The sequence below is a fragment of the Tessaracoccus bendigoensis DSM 12906 genome (assembly GCF_900141915.1).
Classification (GTDB): domain Bacteria; phylum Actinomycetota; class Actinomycetes; order Propionibacteriales; family Propionibacteriaceae; genus Arachnia; species Arachnia bendigoensis.
In genome coordinates this window covers 60,848-74,061 of the sequence record NZ_FQZG01000003.1, presented here as the reverse complement: position 1 = coordinate 74,061, position 13,214 = coordinate 60,848, and the positions used below count along the sequence as shown (strand labels likewise).

The following is a 13,214-nucleotide window of genomic DNA, read 5'->3' as shown; positions in this document are numbered from 1 at the left end:
AAACCGCGGGTGACGACGAAGCAGGCTCGCACAGGAAGACCGTTCAAAGCCCGGCTTCGCACACCCTGAGCTACCAGGTCGGGTGTCAGCGAGCCAGCTAGCCCCAACCAACCGGTGGCTGCTCAGTCTCCCAGCGTGTTCTTGGCGCGCTTGATGATCAACGGGTCGGGGGCGTAGACCACAGAGGTGTCCTTGCCCTCGTAGTCGAACTGGTTCAGGAAAGCCCGCAGCGCGTTGATCCTGGCCCGCTTCTTGTCGTTGGACTTCACCGTCGTCCAAGGGGCGTACTTCTTGTCCGTGCGCAGCAGCATCAGTTCCTTGGCCGTGGTGTAGGCATCCCAGCGGTCGAGGCTCTCCAGATCCATCGGAGAGAGCTTCCACTGCCGGACCGGATCCAGTTGACGCAGCGCGAACCGGGTGCGCTGTTCGTCCTGAGTCACGGAGAACCAGAACTTGGTGAGGCTGATGCCCGACTCCACGAGCATCCGCTCGAAGTGTGGCGCCTGTGACATGAACGTCTCGTACTCGTCGTCGGTGCAGAACCCCATCACCCGTTCGACGCCCGCCCGGTTGTACCAGGACCGGTCGAACATGACGATCTCGCCGGAGGTAGGAAGATGCCTCACATACCTCTGGAAGTACCACTGGCCACGCTCGGTGTTCGACGGTGCGGCCAGCGCGACCACTCGCGCCGCCCGAGGGTTGAGGTGTTCGTTGAAGCGTTTGATGGTGCTTCCCTTGCCGGCGGCGTCGCGACCCTCGAACACGATGACGTGCTTGGCGCCGGTGTCCTGGGACCAGTACTGGAACTTGAGTAGTTCGACTTGGAGGAGGTACTTCTCGTGCTCGTAGAGTCCTCGGTCCATCAACTCTTCATACGGGTAGCTGTCCTGCCAGGTGTGTACCGCCGAGCCGTCGGGTGCGATCAGCTCCGGGTCGACACCCTCTGCCCCTTCGACCCGGTACCCCTCTTCCTTGAGGTGGTCGATGTATTCGCGAAGCGGCATGTTCTGGGTCATACCCCCATGATTACCGCCAAAAGATGTCAGGAGGGTGAACTTGCCCAAAACACTGCGTTTCTGGGGTCTGGTGGTTGAACTTCGATCCGATTTCCTGCGGGTCGAGGCGCGGGAGCGGCCAAGCCCGGCAGAATGTGCCTATGAGTCTGCTCGAGGTGATCGCCCTGCACGCCGCCGACGCCGAGCGTGCAGAAGCCGGGGGTGCCGACCGCGTCGAACTGCTGGGCACCATGGACGACGACGGTCTGTCGCCCGAGCCGGGCCTGGTGGAGAAGGTGAGGCGTGCGACCTCTATCCAGATCCGCCCGATGGTGCGGCTTCGGGCCGGTTTCACGACCGACGGGGGAGAGGTGGTCCGGCTCAAGGGCCTCATCGGTTCCTATCTGGAGGCAGGTGCCGACGGCGTCGTGCTCGGCTACCTGAACGGGGCCAATCGGGTCGACCGGGAAGTGGTCGGCGAACTCGTCGGCGACGGGGGGTTTCCGTGGACCTTCCACCGCGCGATCGACCATTGCCTCGACCTCGGCCGTGCGTGGGCCGACGTGCAGACCCTGCCCGGGCTGACGCAGGTGCTCACGGCCGGCTCGGCCCGGGGCGTCGAGCAGGGGCTCGACGGGCTGGTGGCACGGGCGAAGGCAGCCCCCGACGTCGCACGCCTGATCATGGCCGGCGGTGGCCTGGCCCCCGAACACGTGCCGTGGCTGGTGCGCGCAGGGGTGCGGGCCTTCCACATCGGGTCCCCGGCACGTCCGGGGCGCTCCTTCAAGGCCTACGTCGATCCGGAACTGGTAGCCAGTTGGCGCGACCTGATCGACGTTGAGGTGGCCCATGCCCGACACCCGGACTGAGCGGCGACTGAAGCGACGCAGAGGTGCCCGCGTCATCGTCGTCGCAGGCGACGAGGTCCTGCTGCAGGGCGACACCGACCCCGGCATCCCCGGGTCGCGTTTCTGGCAGGTGCCAGGAGGCGGGATCGACGACGGCGAGGATGCCCGGACGGCGGCCGTGCGGGAACTGTTCGAAGAGACCGGGCTGCGGGTGGGACCGGAGGCGTTGGAGGGGCCGGTCGCCGTCAGAGAGGTGGCGCACGGCTATTCGGACCGCATCCTAATTCAGGACGAGACGTTCTTCCTCCTACGGACCTGGCGCTTCGACCCCGTCGACGCTGCCCTGACCGAGGCCGAGCGTCGGCGGCGGGTGGAAAGCGGTTGGTTCAGGCTCGACGCGCTGCCCGAACCGGTGTGGCCTGCGGAGCTTTCACAACTGGCGGGTTGGGGTGGAGGTGCTCCGGTCGACCTGGGGGAAGTCGAGGAGTCGACGGTTCCACTCTGAGCGGTCCTGGTAGTACGCGGGTGCGATCTCGTTGACGGCCGCGAGGCGCTCAGGGGAGTGGGGGACGATATACGAGGCAAGTTCCCACCCGGGCGACTATTGAAACAATCATGTGGCCGCCAGAGTGGTCATATGCGATTTGAGGCTGCGTTCGGGGGCTTGATCCCAGGTGCGAGCGGGGTTGTGCTCGCCGTGCTGCTGCGCACTGGGGCACCGCTGACTGGGCGGCAGTAGGGAGGCAACCGCCGAGAGCGATGTCGACCTGGCCGTCTTGCGCCCTCGGATTGGCAGGGTCGGACGGAGTTGGAAGATGCGGTCCGTGCTCGGCTGGGCATTGACTGTGATGTGTTGGTGTTCACACCGGAGGAGTTCGAGCGTCTTGTGGCCAGCGGCGAGGAGCGAGTCGTCACCCAGATCCTCTCTGATGGGGTGCTTCTGCTCGGGTCGCTCCCTCAGGTGACGGTTGGTGTGGGGTGATGGCAGCGCTCGAACATCGCAATCACGCACGAAGCTTCCTGAGGAAGGCCGCGGAGTGCCTGGCCTCGGCGGAGGCCAATTTGGATGCGGAGCGGTACCCCGTTGCTGCGGGTGATGCCATCCATGCGGGCATCTGCGCCAAGGACGCGATCGTCACTCAACTCACCGGTTCGACGGTGAAGGGCAAGGGGACATGCGCTCGCCGCGAAGGAGCTTCGTCGGGCGCTGGGGCAGCGACCGGATGCTGCCGGTGCAGAGAAGGGACTCCGCGAACTGGTGTCCAACAAAGCTGACGTCGAGTACGGCGTCAGCCTCATGTCCGCCGCGAAGTCTCAGGCCCTCGCCCGCCGCGCTCGGAGCCTGGTCGAGATCGCCGTCCGCGTCGTCCGACTCAACGGGTGACGGTTTTCCGGGCAGACGCCGAGCCTTGTGCGGGCTGCCCTGTTCCAGCCGCTCCGTCCAGCGCGTCGGCGGCGCCCTCATCAGCCACCTCGGCGACCGTGGCTTACGAAGTGAGTGCCGGCGCTAGGCCTGTGCGCGAGGCGTCCGATGGGGACGCGGAGGCTCTGGCCCCGTGGGTGCTGGTCGGGCTCACCGGTGCGGGCGGGGTCCTCGCTGCTGGGTTGTTGGCCGCCCTGCGCAAGCGCAGGAGGGCTCAGCTCCGTGCCCGTCGGCCGGGGCGGACGATCCAGGCACCGCCGCCGGAACTGATACCGGTGAAGAAGACCGTAATGACCGAGGGGCAGGCCGCGACGCCCACCCAGCTTGCCATCGACCAGGCACTCAAGCTGCTTGCCGTGTCGTGTCCAGCGCGGACCGCGTCGTGCCGCCGCAACTCGTGGCTGTCCAGCTCCTGCCAGCGAGGGAGCCGGGCACTACGGCCGTCTCACCTGGCGCGTGGTCCGGTTCTTCCCGTCGCAGGACTCCGGAGGCACATGGCAATTGCGGCCACGTGACCACCCTCGTAGCCGTTGACCGTTGGGTGACCCGTCACGAAAAGTGACGATTGCGATGTTGGAGTCAGTCTGGTGGGTCAGCATCTTCCGATGTGATCCCTGTCTCGCGCCGGAGATAGGGCAGCACCGTCAGTGGTAGCCGCAGGTCCGCCGAGACTTGCTGGACGGTAGTCCGAATGTACGGGAACAACATGAAAAGCAGGTTGCGTGCCATGAACTCATCCGCCTGCGTCTGACTGATCTCGCCGCCTTCGAAGGCCAACTCTGCGAGGAGCACGAGGGTGATCCGCCCAATCTCGAGCCGGGGCGGTTCGCTCTCAGGGGCCGAGGGCTGGCCTGCGCCCGGACCCTCTGCCAGATACCGCACATTGGCAGCTACACGCACAAACAAGGTTCCTGCCTCCACGCGGTACGCCATCTCGTCCATTGTGAAATGGACCGCAGCATCCTCTGCCTGCACGTCTGGCGCCTGTGCTTCGATCGAGACGAGCCGCACGTCACGGATGTCGGTGCGCGCGACCAGCGGCAACAGGTCCAACTCGATCGGGAGGGGCACGTCAGACGGCACTCGACACCTCCTCGCCACGGCAGACGCGTTGCTGCCGGTATAGCTCGATGTCGATCACGGGCGAAATGCTGGCGCGCCGCCCAGTGGCCGCGAAGGAAAACGCGATCTCTTCGGTCTGGGTCATGGCCCACGCTTGGCTGAGCATGTCCGGAACCTTGTTCAAGCAGGCATCGATGTGTGCAATGTCGGCCAGGCTCGGCAGGTCCTCGTCCATGTCGATCGACTTCGCCTTCAGCAGCCACTCGGCGACCTCGGCCCAGCGCCACACGCGCTGGTGGCCAGCAGTGATGTTGTCGAACTGGGCCGGGAACGGCTTGCGTGAGTCCTTGACCCACTTACGGACGGCCTCGCGGCTGACGCCGACTCGCTGGGCGATGTCAGACGTGGTGACGAGATCTGGATGAACACGCTTCGCGATCGCGGCCGGGATCTTGGTGGCGAGCTTGCGTGTGGCTTCCAACACCGTGTCTACGACCGACCACCCGTCTTCGACGTAGACGGTGATCAAGGTTAGGCCATCGACCTCCGAGAAGGTGGCGTTGTCGAACTCAGCGAGGCGGTCGTCGAGGGTGTCGTCGTTGAGGTTCAGGTCTGGGACTTGAACGCGCACGACCGTTGTCATCTCGGTTCTCCTTTCGCCAGCGCGGCAGTGGGAGGCATAGCCTCGATACCCGGCGCTTGGGTTGACAACTGCCAACTTACCGTTTTTTGTCGTCCAAGGAAATCGTTTACCAAGAGTGAGATATGAATTTGCGGTGTGCGTCGCAGCGCACTCGCAGGCTGCTGGCACGGGTCCTCTGCCTGGTGACCTCATCAGTCTTCGGCAGTGGGCGCAGGATTCGGCGCGCCGCGCCGAGGTTCCTGTCTGTGGTCTCGACGATCTCCTCTGGGATTGAGGTGTCCAGCCCGGCAAGTAGCTCCCCGGCCTCGGCGGCGAGCCCATCTGCGGCGAGCCAGAGGTCAAGGATCTCGTCCTCGTGACGGTCTGCGTCGTCGACCAGAAGGGCTTGCACCCGGTTGTTGAGGTTGTCACGTTCGCGCAGGGAGTCGAGCGCATTCAGAAGACGCTCCGACCTGTCGAGTAGCTCAGTCGCGCGGGTGAGTGCGTCGATGGTCCCAGGCCCGTGCGGGCAGCGCTCGATCATGAGCTTGTGCTGCTTGGCTACGCTCTCGGCGCCCCGGCCCGTTGCGAAGACCTTGAAGGAGCAATCGCCGCTGGGGCATCGGACTGTCGCGCTGCCGGTATGGCTCGTGTGGGTCTCCAGCGTCCAGCCATGGCCGCGAGCGATCTTGTACACATCGCGGAACCATGGCTTCGGATGGTTCGGCCAAGCGTCGGTGGCGGCGTAGAGGACCATGTGCCTACACCTCCCTCCCTTGGCTGCTTGACATTCTGGCATAGGAGCACGACAGCCTGCGTTCACTGATGTCCCGGGTATCAATGATCCGGACCTGCCTTGTGACCTCACTCACTGATGGGTCCGTCAGCGCGCAAGCAGCGCACGCGATAGGAAGCCCACTGATCGACTTCACCGGCGCCGCGACCTGGCGCGGCGCGCATGCCGTGTCGACGGACCGGCGCCACTCAACGTCACCCGGATTCAGGGCGGCCGTCTCCGCGGACACCCGGGTTGCTCGGGCGAGAACATGCCACGAAAACTCGGGGCACGAATCGTGCTGCAGAAGGCCATCAAGCCCACAAACAATGATTCCCGCCCTGATCCGAGCGGGAATCTAGCTGGCGGAGGATACGAGATTCGAACTCGCAAACTCGCAACATCGAAGTCCTTGTCAACAGGTCGATGTGGCGTCTGACTACGCTAGTAGATAGCGTCGCCCGTCACTTGCGTGGACACGCGTAGGCATGGCAAGCGGATCTCGGGGCACACTCGGGGCACGATTCGTGCTTCAATCTGATACGAGATGCGGCGGTGGCGGACGCGGGGAGGGGGACTGGGATATGGCGGAGGGTCGCCGAGCGTGGGGCAAGGTTCGTCAGCTTCCCTCCGGGCGTTACCAGGCGTCCTACGTCCTCGGCAGCGTTCGCGGCGGCGATCAAGGCACCCGCTACACCGCGCTCCAGACGTTTGATGCGAAGGGCGATGCCTGGGGGTGGCTCGACCGCGAACACTGGCTGATCGATCGCGGCGACTGGACTCCGCCGATCGAGCGATTCCGCGAGGCCGAGGAGGAGCGCCAGCGCAAGGAGGCCGCCCGGCAGGCAGCGGCGGCGGTGCCCACCATTGCCGCCTACGGCTCGCAGTACCTCGAGCGCGGTGAGCTCGCTGCCACGTCGCGGGACCGCTATCGCCAACTCTTCAAGTTCTACATCCTTGCCGAGCCCGCGACGATCACGCGGCGAGGGATGGTGAAAGGCAAGCCTGTTGCGAAGCACGGCATTGGCGGTGTGCGCGTCACCGAGTTGACCCGCGCCGACGTGCGCCTGTGGTGGCAGGGTCTCCCGGTCAGCACGCGCGAGTCGTCATGCCGGCAGGCGTACGACCTGCTGCGAGCGATCATGAACGCCGCCGTCGAGGCCGAGTTCATCGAGGTGAACCCCGTCCAGGTCAAGGCGGCTACCCAAGCCCAAGCCTCGCGGGAACGAGATCTGGACCCCCTCCCGATCGACGTGTTGTACGCCGTCGCGGAGCAGATGCCCGAACGTTGGCGGCTGGGCGTACTCCTCGGGGGCGTGCTCGGGCTGCGGTCTGGCGAGGTCCGAGCGCTGCAGCGTCGCGACTTCAGTCTCAACGGTGAGGTCCCGACTGTGAAGGTCCATCAGTCGGTGAAGGAGGCGGAGGGCAAGGTCGAGATCGGACCGCTCAAGACCGCCCGCAAGGGCATCGCCTTCCGCACACTTCCGATCCCCGCTGCTCTCGTTGGTGATGTGAGGTCGCATCTTCGCGAGCACACACAGCTGGGTCGGACGGGGTTGCTCTTCTGGCGGACCAGGGACGGCGGGCCAGTGAAGTCCGCGGACTGGCTAAGGGCGTTCAAGAATGCATGCAAGACCGTCGCCAATAGCCTCGAGGAGGACGCAATTCGTCGCTTTGAGCAGTCAGGAGAACAGGAGAGCGAGGAGTCGCAGCGCATCCGGGAACTGCTGACCGGCCAAGGGGGCTACGTCTTCCACGGAACCCGGGTGACGGGCCTCACCTGGGCCTACCGGCTGTCCGGGGGCAATCTCCGGGCCGTCCAAGCGATCGCCGGCCACACCTCGCCGAAGATGGCGCTGCGCTACCAGCGCGCCGAGATGGACTACCTCGCCGCGGTGGCGGGCAACGTCTCGTCGATGATCGAGGCCAGCACGCGCAAGCCGTGATCCGACCCACGCTCGCTCGTGAAGGCGGCTTCCAGGTCGGCTGGGTTGATCGAAAGGGCGTGCTCGACGGGTGACGATGGCGTGACTGCCCGGGCCTGCAGAGCCCGCTGTTCGGTGGAGGCGCCGAAGCCGGCGCACGATCAGCGCAGTGGGCTGCCGAATGCCCGTTCCGCTCGTCCGCTACGGTCGGGCTCGTGCGTGGTGGAGGCGGGGCCCGATGAGCCTTCGTTCCAAACCGCTGGACGAGAGGCAAATCGCGGTGCTGCGTTGGGTTGGCGACGGGTGCCCCGACGGCCCATTGGCGGTTCCGGCGAGTAAGAACCGCGCCCAGGCGCTCGCGAATGGGTCAAGCACTGTTGCTTGCCGGGCAGAACCCGATGGCCATTGACACGATGCCGATGCCGAAGCCGCTACCGCTCTGTCAGCATTCATGGTCCCGCAAGTTGGCGCCCGTGCGGACTATGGTCGAGGTCTACTAGCGAAACGAGGACGGATGCGGATCCGGCGAGTCGATATCGAGAGCTTCCGCGGCATCAAGGCTGCGTCCTGGCGGCTTCCCCCGGGTCAGAGATTCTTCGCACTCATCGGGCCCGGCGACTCAACCAAGACGACCATCCTGACAGCGCTTGAGCGCGCACTTCACGACCGTGCCGGCCAAAGCGTCCAGGACACAGACTTCTTCCAAGCCGACGTCACGCGCCCAATCCGGATTCGGGTCGCGGTCGATCAACTGCCAGATGAACTCATTGCGATGGACGCCTTCGGCGGGTTCTTGGCGGGCATTGACGACGAGGGCGAATGGACGCACGACCCCGGCGAGGAGTCACAGTGCTGCGTCATCATAGAGTTTTTGGTAGAAGCCGACCTGGATCCGGTGTGGCAATCCTATCGCCCCCCGCTTGAAGGCCTCGATGACGAGGAGCCACAGCCGGTCCGCGCCAGGCATCGATCGAGGATGACGGCGTATCGGATCGACGATCGCATCGACGCGCACCTGCGATGGTCGCGGACCTCCGCGCTTGGGAAGCTCACCGCTAGCCGTGACGACACCCGTTCCACCCTGACGCTGGCCGGGCGAGCGGCGCGGGACGCGGCCGCCGATGCGGTCACAGACTCCTTGAAGGCGTTGGCAGAAGAGGTAAGGATTCAAGTACAGGCAATCGGCACGACCGAGTTCGCCGACCTCAAGCCTGGGCTCGACCTCTCATTGACCAACACACAGGGGAACCTCGCCCTGTTCGAGGGCGATGTGCCGTTGACGAGTTTCGGGCTGGGTACAAGGCGCTTGACTGGCGCCGCAACTCAACAGCTCGCGAACCAAGGGAGCACGACGTTGCTGGTGGACGAAGTGGAGCACGGGCTCGAACCGCATCGGCTTGTCCACCTGCTGGGCCACCTCAGGAACAGCGACGCGTTCTCCCAAGTCTTCGTCACCACCCACTCCCCAACCGCGCTGCAACACCTTGAGCCCGAAGAACTCATCATGGTTCGCTCAACGACCGGGGTGACCGACCTGCGCCCGCTGAGTGCCCCTGCCGACCTCCGCAGGCTGCTGAAGACGAGCCCGGAAGCCTTCCTCGCGCGCCGGATCATCATCAACGAGGGCAAGACTGAATATGGAGTGGTTCTGGAACTCCTTGACGAGTGGAACCTTGGGGGCCATCCGGAGCCAGCGCCATCAGCCGCGCTGGGTGTGGTCGCAATCGAAGGCAACGGCGGAACCGGGTCGTTAGCGTGGGCAGAGCAGTTCCTCCACGCCGGCTACCAAGTCGTGCTGTTCATCGATAGTGACGACGCTGCGACCAACCAAATGGTGCCCGACATCAAGACCTTGGGTGGAGCGGTCGTTCAGTGGGAAGGCGAGCACAGCATCGAGACAGCGGTGTGCGCCCAACTCGACGAAGCGGGGCTCACTCAGTTCATCCAGGCCGCGCTCGACGTCGCTGACGACCTGGACGGCGCCGCCCAGTCTTACGCAGGGAAACTCGAGTCCCTCGGTGCCCCCGGCGCAAAGACCGGCGCTGAACTCCTGAATGTCGCCACTTGGACCCACGCAGGAGTCGACCTCAAGCGAGCCAGGGAGATCGTGGGCCGTGCCGCCAAGTCCAAGTCCTGGTTCAAGCGCGTCGACAAGGGTCGTCGACTGGCGCGGTTCATGCTCGACACTCCGGGGCTGCAGACGGGTGACGTCAGGGCCAAGCTCGACGAGTTGAAGGCAGCCATCTACGCCCGCTCGGAGAAGACCCCAACAAACGCGCCCGGAGTTCAATCCGGGCCAACTGGGGGCGCGCGGACAGAGGGCGCGGAGCTGCCTGGTGCCTGAAGAACTCCCCGACGATCTGAGATCGGACGCTGCCGCCTTCATCGACGCGCTGCCCGCCTCGATCGAGATGCCTGCCGGCGCAGGCAAGACCCACCTGCTGGCGGCCGCTGCAAAGCACGTCACCGATGTCGGTGGCAAGGTCTTGGTCATAACGCACACCAACGCCGGGGTACACGCCGTCAGGGCCCGACTGAAACGGTTCGGCGCCAGTTCGGGCGTCCATGTGACCACCATCACGAGCATGGCATTTAGGCTGGCTCGCGCGTACCCGGTCCTTGGTGAGCTCATCGTTCCGCGCCTGATGGTCCCCGACGACTCGCAGGCATACGTGAGAGCCGCGGCTCGGGTGCTATCGAATAGCCACCTCCACGCGGTTATAGCTGCCTCCTACTCCCACGTCCTCGTTGATGAGTACCAAGACTGCAACACCGAGCACCACGCGCTTGTCCTCAAGCTAAAAGACGCGGTCGGTAGGGTTGGGATCCTCGGTGACCCTCTTCAGGCGATTTTCGGGTTCTCTGAGCCGCTGCCGGACTGGGGCCAGGTGCTAGAAGATTTCCCCCCCCTTTCTTGGCATAACCCCGAAGCCACATCGCTGGGCCGGACACAACGAGGCACTCGGTGCGTGGTTGCTCGGAGTTCGCAAGCACCTGACCGAAGGGGCGGTACTGACCCTTGCCGACCCCTCCTACCCGGCCGGCGTCACGTTCACTGACATCACGGGCAACTACCAAGGCGTCACAAACGCCGCGATGTCTGCACTCAAGCATCCCGTAGGCGAGACCGTCCTGATCATCAGCGCTCGGCACCTAAGCGGCGGACGGGCCATCGCGTCGAAATTGGACGGTCGCTACACCGTCATGGAGGAAATTGCTGGCAGTTACATGAGCGCTGCGCTGACGGAGCTTGTCGACGTCGAACCCGAAGGCTACGCTTCGTGGCTGTTTGAGTTCACCAAGAAGTGCCACGCGAAGAGCGGCATTCTCGATCCCTCCCCACTCGGCAAGTGTTATGAACGCGGAGCGCCTGGCGGCTATTTGCTAAAGACCTCAACGAGGCGGGAGCCCGTGAGGGTCGTCATCGAAGCTCTCGACCAAGTGGTGACCAACCCGACCTTGGGGCAGTTAGCGACTGCGATGGACGTAATTCCGAGTGCAGTAGGCATCAAGCTGCACTCGCACGAGGCCTGGCTCGACGTCAAAACCGCCATACGCGGAGCAGGCGCAAAGGGTGACGACAAGAGCGTCCTCCATGCCGAACTGGCGAAGGCACGCGACTCACTACGGCATGCTGGCCGCCGTGAACGCCGCCTGGTGATTTCCCGAACCCTTTTGGTTAAGGGCCTTGAGTACGACCATGTCATCATCGCCGACGCTGCAAATCACTCGGAGGTGAATGACCTTTACGTCGCGCTCACCCGTGCCCGAAAGACCATCCACATCCTCGCCAACGGCACGACTCTAAACCTCGTTCAGTCACCACGAGGGCCGAAGGTACCAAAGGCTGGCCGGTGATTCGAGAAAGGCTCGACACTGGCAAGGCCGCCCACGCACAACGGTGCCACCCGGAGTCGCGAGCGGCGTTGGCTTGGACGGAATGACGCCGCTGAGGTTCAAACACGGCGTACTACTGGCCAGGATCACCGGACGCGCGTAACTGGCTTGAGAGCGAGGTCATGACCATCGGCCCGGATGTCGATGCCAGCGGCGCCGCGCACGTCAGTGATAGGGATATCGATGAACGGGGCCTGGTGGGGTGAGTCACGACACCGTCAGGCAGATGCTCCTGACACTCGCGGCGCTGGTGGTGTCGAGGCACCGGTTGCTCGCCGTTCCTATCGACATCATCGGAAGTAAGTTGCCGCTTCAGTTGCCGGGAAACCGGGGGCTTCTTGCTTGCGGTTGAGGGGCCCTTCGAGGGGTCGAGGAACCCGCCTAGGACGCGCGTCGGGCGGGACGAAGTGCCGCTGAGTTGAACTCGGACGCCGTGCGCTGCGGGTAGCGACGGAGTAGAGCGTCGACGTCCTTCGGATCCAGGTGGAGGCTGCGGCCGGACCGGACCACCGGAAGAACGCCGTCGGCGATCCGGCGGCGGATGGTCTTCACGCTGACCCCGATCCGGGCGGCGGCCGTGGGCAAAGACTCGTAGGTCCGAATGGTCATGGCGCTGTCCTTTCCCGGGCCCTGGCGGGACCTCAAGAACACAGGACCAGTTCGACGTAGTCCACGCCGCAGCCCTCGGACCGGTCTCCCTGTGACTCCCAAGTTGCTTCCTTGGTGATGGGCGAACAGTTATCCCTTGTGGGAGCAGAGTTGCGCGGTCCACGAAGCCGCCACGAGATCAAGGCCAAGAAGGGGTCGCTCTCGTTCCGAACGGGCGGACCGGTGACCGTGCTCCAGCATTCGCCGCGGCGCCAAATAGGCCTCACGTGCACGTCACTGCTTGTGGGCTGGGAGTTAGGCGGCTGCGCCAAAGGAGGTCGCGTCGTCCGTAACCCAAGTCGCGCACGTGACGTGGGTTCGCGTTCAATAACCCGAGTGCACGCCGCCGGCTCAGTCCGACGTGGTCGGGGTCTCGACGGATGGTGTGGTGGCGTGGATGAGCGCCCGTAGGTCAGCGTGGAGCTTCGCGTGGTTGAGCGTCCAGCGCGTGAGGCGCCGTCGGCGCTCCTCGTGGGCAGGGTCGCCATTGACGTAGCCGTGGTCCTCGAGTTCATGGAGATTGCGGACGATCGTGGTGCCGGCGACCTGTCCCTCCAGCGCAGCCACCAGGTCCGGGGTACTGAGGGTGCCGCCGTGCTGGGTCAGCGAGACCACGATGGCGAGTTTGACGCGGTTCATGCCCATGCCGACCAACGCGTCCAACTCGACGGGGACCGGGGCGTCCGAGTAGGTAGGCACCCGGCCATTGTCTCAGTGGTCCGGGGCAAGGGGAGACGAGACACGATGGGCAATCTATACCGCTAAGCGGTGTAGATGTGCTAGCGTGACACGCAGACGTGCGAAGCTCGATATCCCCAAGATCACGGATTTCCATGCTTACCCTTCCCGAACAAGGTCCACCCCCTGGAGAGCTTGGAGCCAGAGATGGCCGCTTCTGACAATGGCCGTACCCGCGACTACGCGGAACCGGCGCCACGAGCGCCAGACGCACCCGGGAGCTTTGGTGCTGCCGCAGTCTGGGAGACAACAACAGACAGCGCATGTCCACGAGGCGC

Annotated in this window: 14 protein-coding genes; 8 read left to right on the top strand and 6 right to left on the bottom strand. The window is 64.7% G+C overall.

Annotated elements, in window-relative coordinates:
• Nucleotides 1-122: 122 nt before the first annotated feature.
• The gene (gene ppk2, locus BUC15_RS00345; RefSeq protein ID WP_073185298.1) at nt 123-1,019 is read right to left on the bottom strand and encodes a polyphosphate kinase 2; all 897 of its coding nucleotides are present in this window, start codon (nt 1,017-1,019) and stop codon (nt 123-125) included.
• Between the two features lie 140 nt (nt 1,020-1,159).
• Here ppk2 and BUC15_RS00340 point away from each other — a divergent pair, with 140 nt between their 5' ends.
• The 4 genes from BUC15_RS00340 (at nt 1,160) to BUC15_RS20950 (ending at nt 3,230) form a co-directional block, all read left to right on the top strand.
• The gene (locus BUC15_RS00340; protein WP_073185296.1) at nt 1,160-1,867 is read left to right on the top strand and encodes a copper homeostasis protein CutC; all 708 of its coding nucleotides are present in this window, start codon (nt 1,160-1,162) and stop codon (nt 1,865-1,867) included.
• Nucleotides 1,848-2,351 carry an NUDIX hydrolase gene (locus BUC15_RS00335; RefSeq protein ID WP_073185294.1) on the top strand — a complete coding sequence of 168 codons (504 nt, stop codon included), beginning with the start codon at nt 1,848-1,850 and terminating at the stop codon, nt 2,349-2,351. The genes BUC15_RS00340 and BUC15_RS00335 overlap by 20 nt, the downstream gene beginning before the upstream one ends.
• 351 nt (nt 2,352-2,702) lie before the next feature.
• Nucleotides 2,703-2,828: a hypothetical protein gene (locus BUC15_RS20955; protein WP_281249238.1), complete on the top strand. Its 126-nt coding sequence runs from the start codon at nt 2,703-2,705 to the stop codon at nt 2,826-2,828.
• Nucleotides 2,829-3,104: 276 nt separating this feature from the next.
• The gene (locus tag BUC15_RS20950; protein ID WP_281249237.1) at nt 3,105-3,230 is read left to right on the top strand and encodes a hypothetical protein; all 126 of its coding nucleotides are present in this window, start codon (nt 3,105-3,107) and stop codon (nt 3,228-3,230) included.
• A gap of 618 nt (nt 3,231-3,848) precedes the next feature.
• Here BUC15_RS20950 and BUC15_RS00320 read toward each other — a convergent pair.
• From BUC15_RS00320 to BUC15_RS00310, 3 genes are all read right to left on the bottom strand, one after another.
• Nucleotides 3,849-4,352 (bottom strand): hypothetical protein, encoded by a 504-nt coding sequence (locus BUC15_RS00320; RefSeq protein WP_073185289.1) that lies wholly within the window; start codon nt 4,350-4,352, stop codon nt 3,849-3,851.
• Nucleotides 4,342-4,974 carry a helix-turn-helix transcriptional regulator gene (locus tag BUC15_RS00315; RefSeq protein WP_073185286.1) on the bottom strand — a complete coding sequence of 211 codons (633 nt, stop codon included), beginning with the start codon at nt 4,972-4,974 and terminating at the stop codon, nt 4,342-4,344. Before BUC15_RS00315 ends, BUC15_RS00320 begins: the two co-directional genes overlap by 11 nt.
• A gap of 106 nt (nt 4,975-5,080) precedes the next feature.
• The gene (locus BUC15_RS00310) at nt 5,081-5,710 is read right to left on the bottom strand and encodes a hypothetical protein (protein WP_073185284.1); all 630 of its coding nucleotides are present in this window, start codon (nt 5,708-5,710) and stop codon (nt 5,081-5,083) included.
• 602 nt (nt 5,711-6,312) lie between these two features.
• Between BUC15_RS00310 and BUC15_RS00305 the strand changes: the two genes are divergently transcribed.
• The 4 genes from BUC15_RS00305 to BUC15_RS00290 all read left to right on the top strand — a co-directional run bounded on the left by BUC15_RS00305 (nt 6,313) and on the right by BUC15_RS00290 (nt 11,511).
• The gene (locus BUC15_RS00305; RefSeq protein ID WP_073185282.1) at nt 6,313-7,674 is read left to right on the top strand and encodes a site-specific integrase; all 1,362 of its coding nucleotides are present in this window, start codon (nt 6,313-6,315) and stop codon (nt 7,672-7,674) included.
• A 493-nt stretch (nt 7,675-8,167) separates the two neighbouring features.
• The gene (locus BUC15_RS00300) at nt 8,168-9,997 is read left to right on the top strand and encodes an ATP-dependent nuclease (RefSeq protein ID WP_073185279.1); all 1,830 of its coding nucleotides are present in this window, start codon (nt 8,168-8,170) and stop codon (nt 9,995-9,997) included.
• Complete coding sequence (locus tag BUC15_RS00295; protein ID WP_073185277.1) at nt 9,990-10,712, top strand: UvrD-helicase domain-containing protein; 723 nt, start codon at nt 9,990-9,992, stop codon at nt 10,710-10,712. The genes BUC15_RS00300 and BUC15_RS00295 overlap by 8 nt, the downstream gene beginning before the upstream one ends.
• On the top strand, nt 10,627-11,511 hold the full coding sequence (locus BUC15_RS00290) for an ATP-binding domain-containing protein (protein WP_073185275.1): 885 nt from the start codon (nt 10,627-10,629) through the stop codon (nt 11,509-11,511). Before BUC15_RS00295 ends, BUC15_RS00290 begins: the two co-directional genes overlap by 86 nt.
• A gap of 420 nt (nt 11,512-11,931) precedes the next feature.
• Here BUC15_RS00290 and BUC15_RS00285 read toward each other — a convergent pair whose 3' ends face one another.
• On the bottom strand, nt 11,932-12,159 hold the full coding sequence (locus BUC15_RS00285) for a helix-turn-helix domain-containing protein (RefSeq protein ID WP_073185273.1): 228 nt from the start codon (nt 12,157-12,159) through the stop codon (nt 11,932-11,934).
• A gap of 390 nt (nt 12,160-12,549) precedes the next feature.
• Nucleotides 12,550-12,897 (bottom strand): MarR family transcriptional regulator, encoded by a 348-nt coding sequence (locus BUC15_RS00280; protein ID WP_073185271.1) that lies wholly within the window; start codon nt 12,895-12,897, stop codon nt 12,550-12,552.
• Nucleotides 12,898-13,214: the final 317 nt, after the last annotated feature.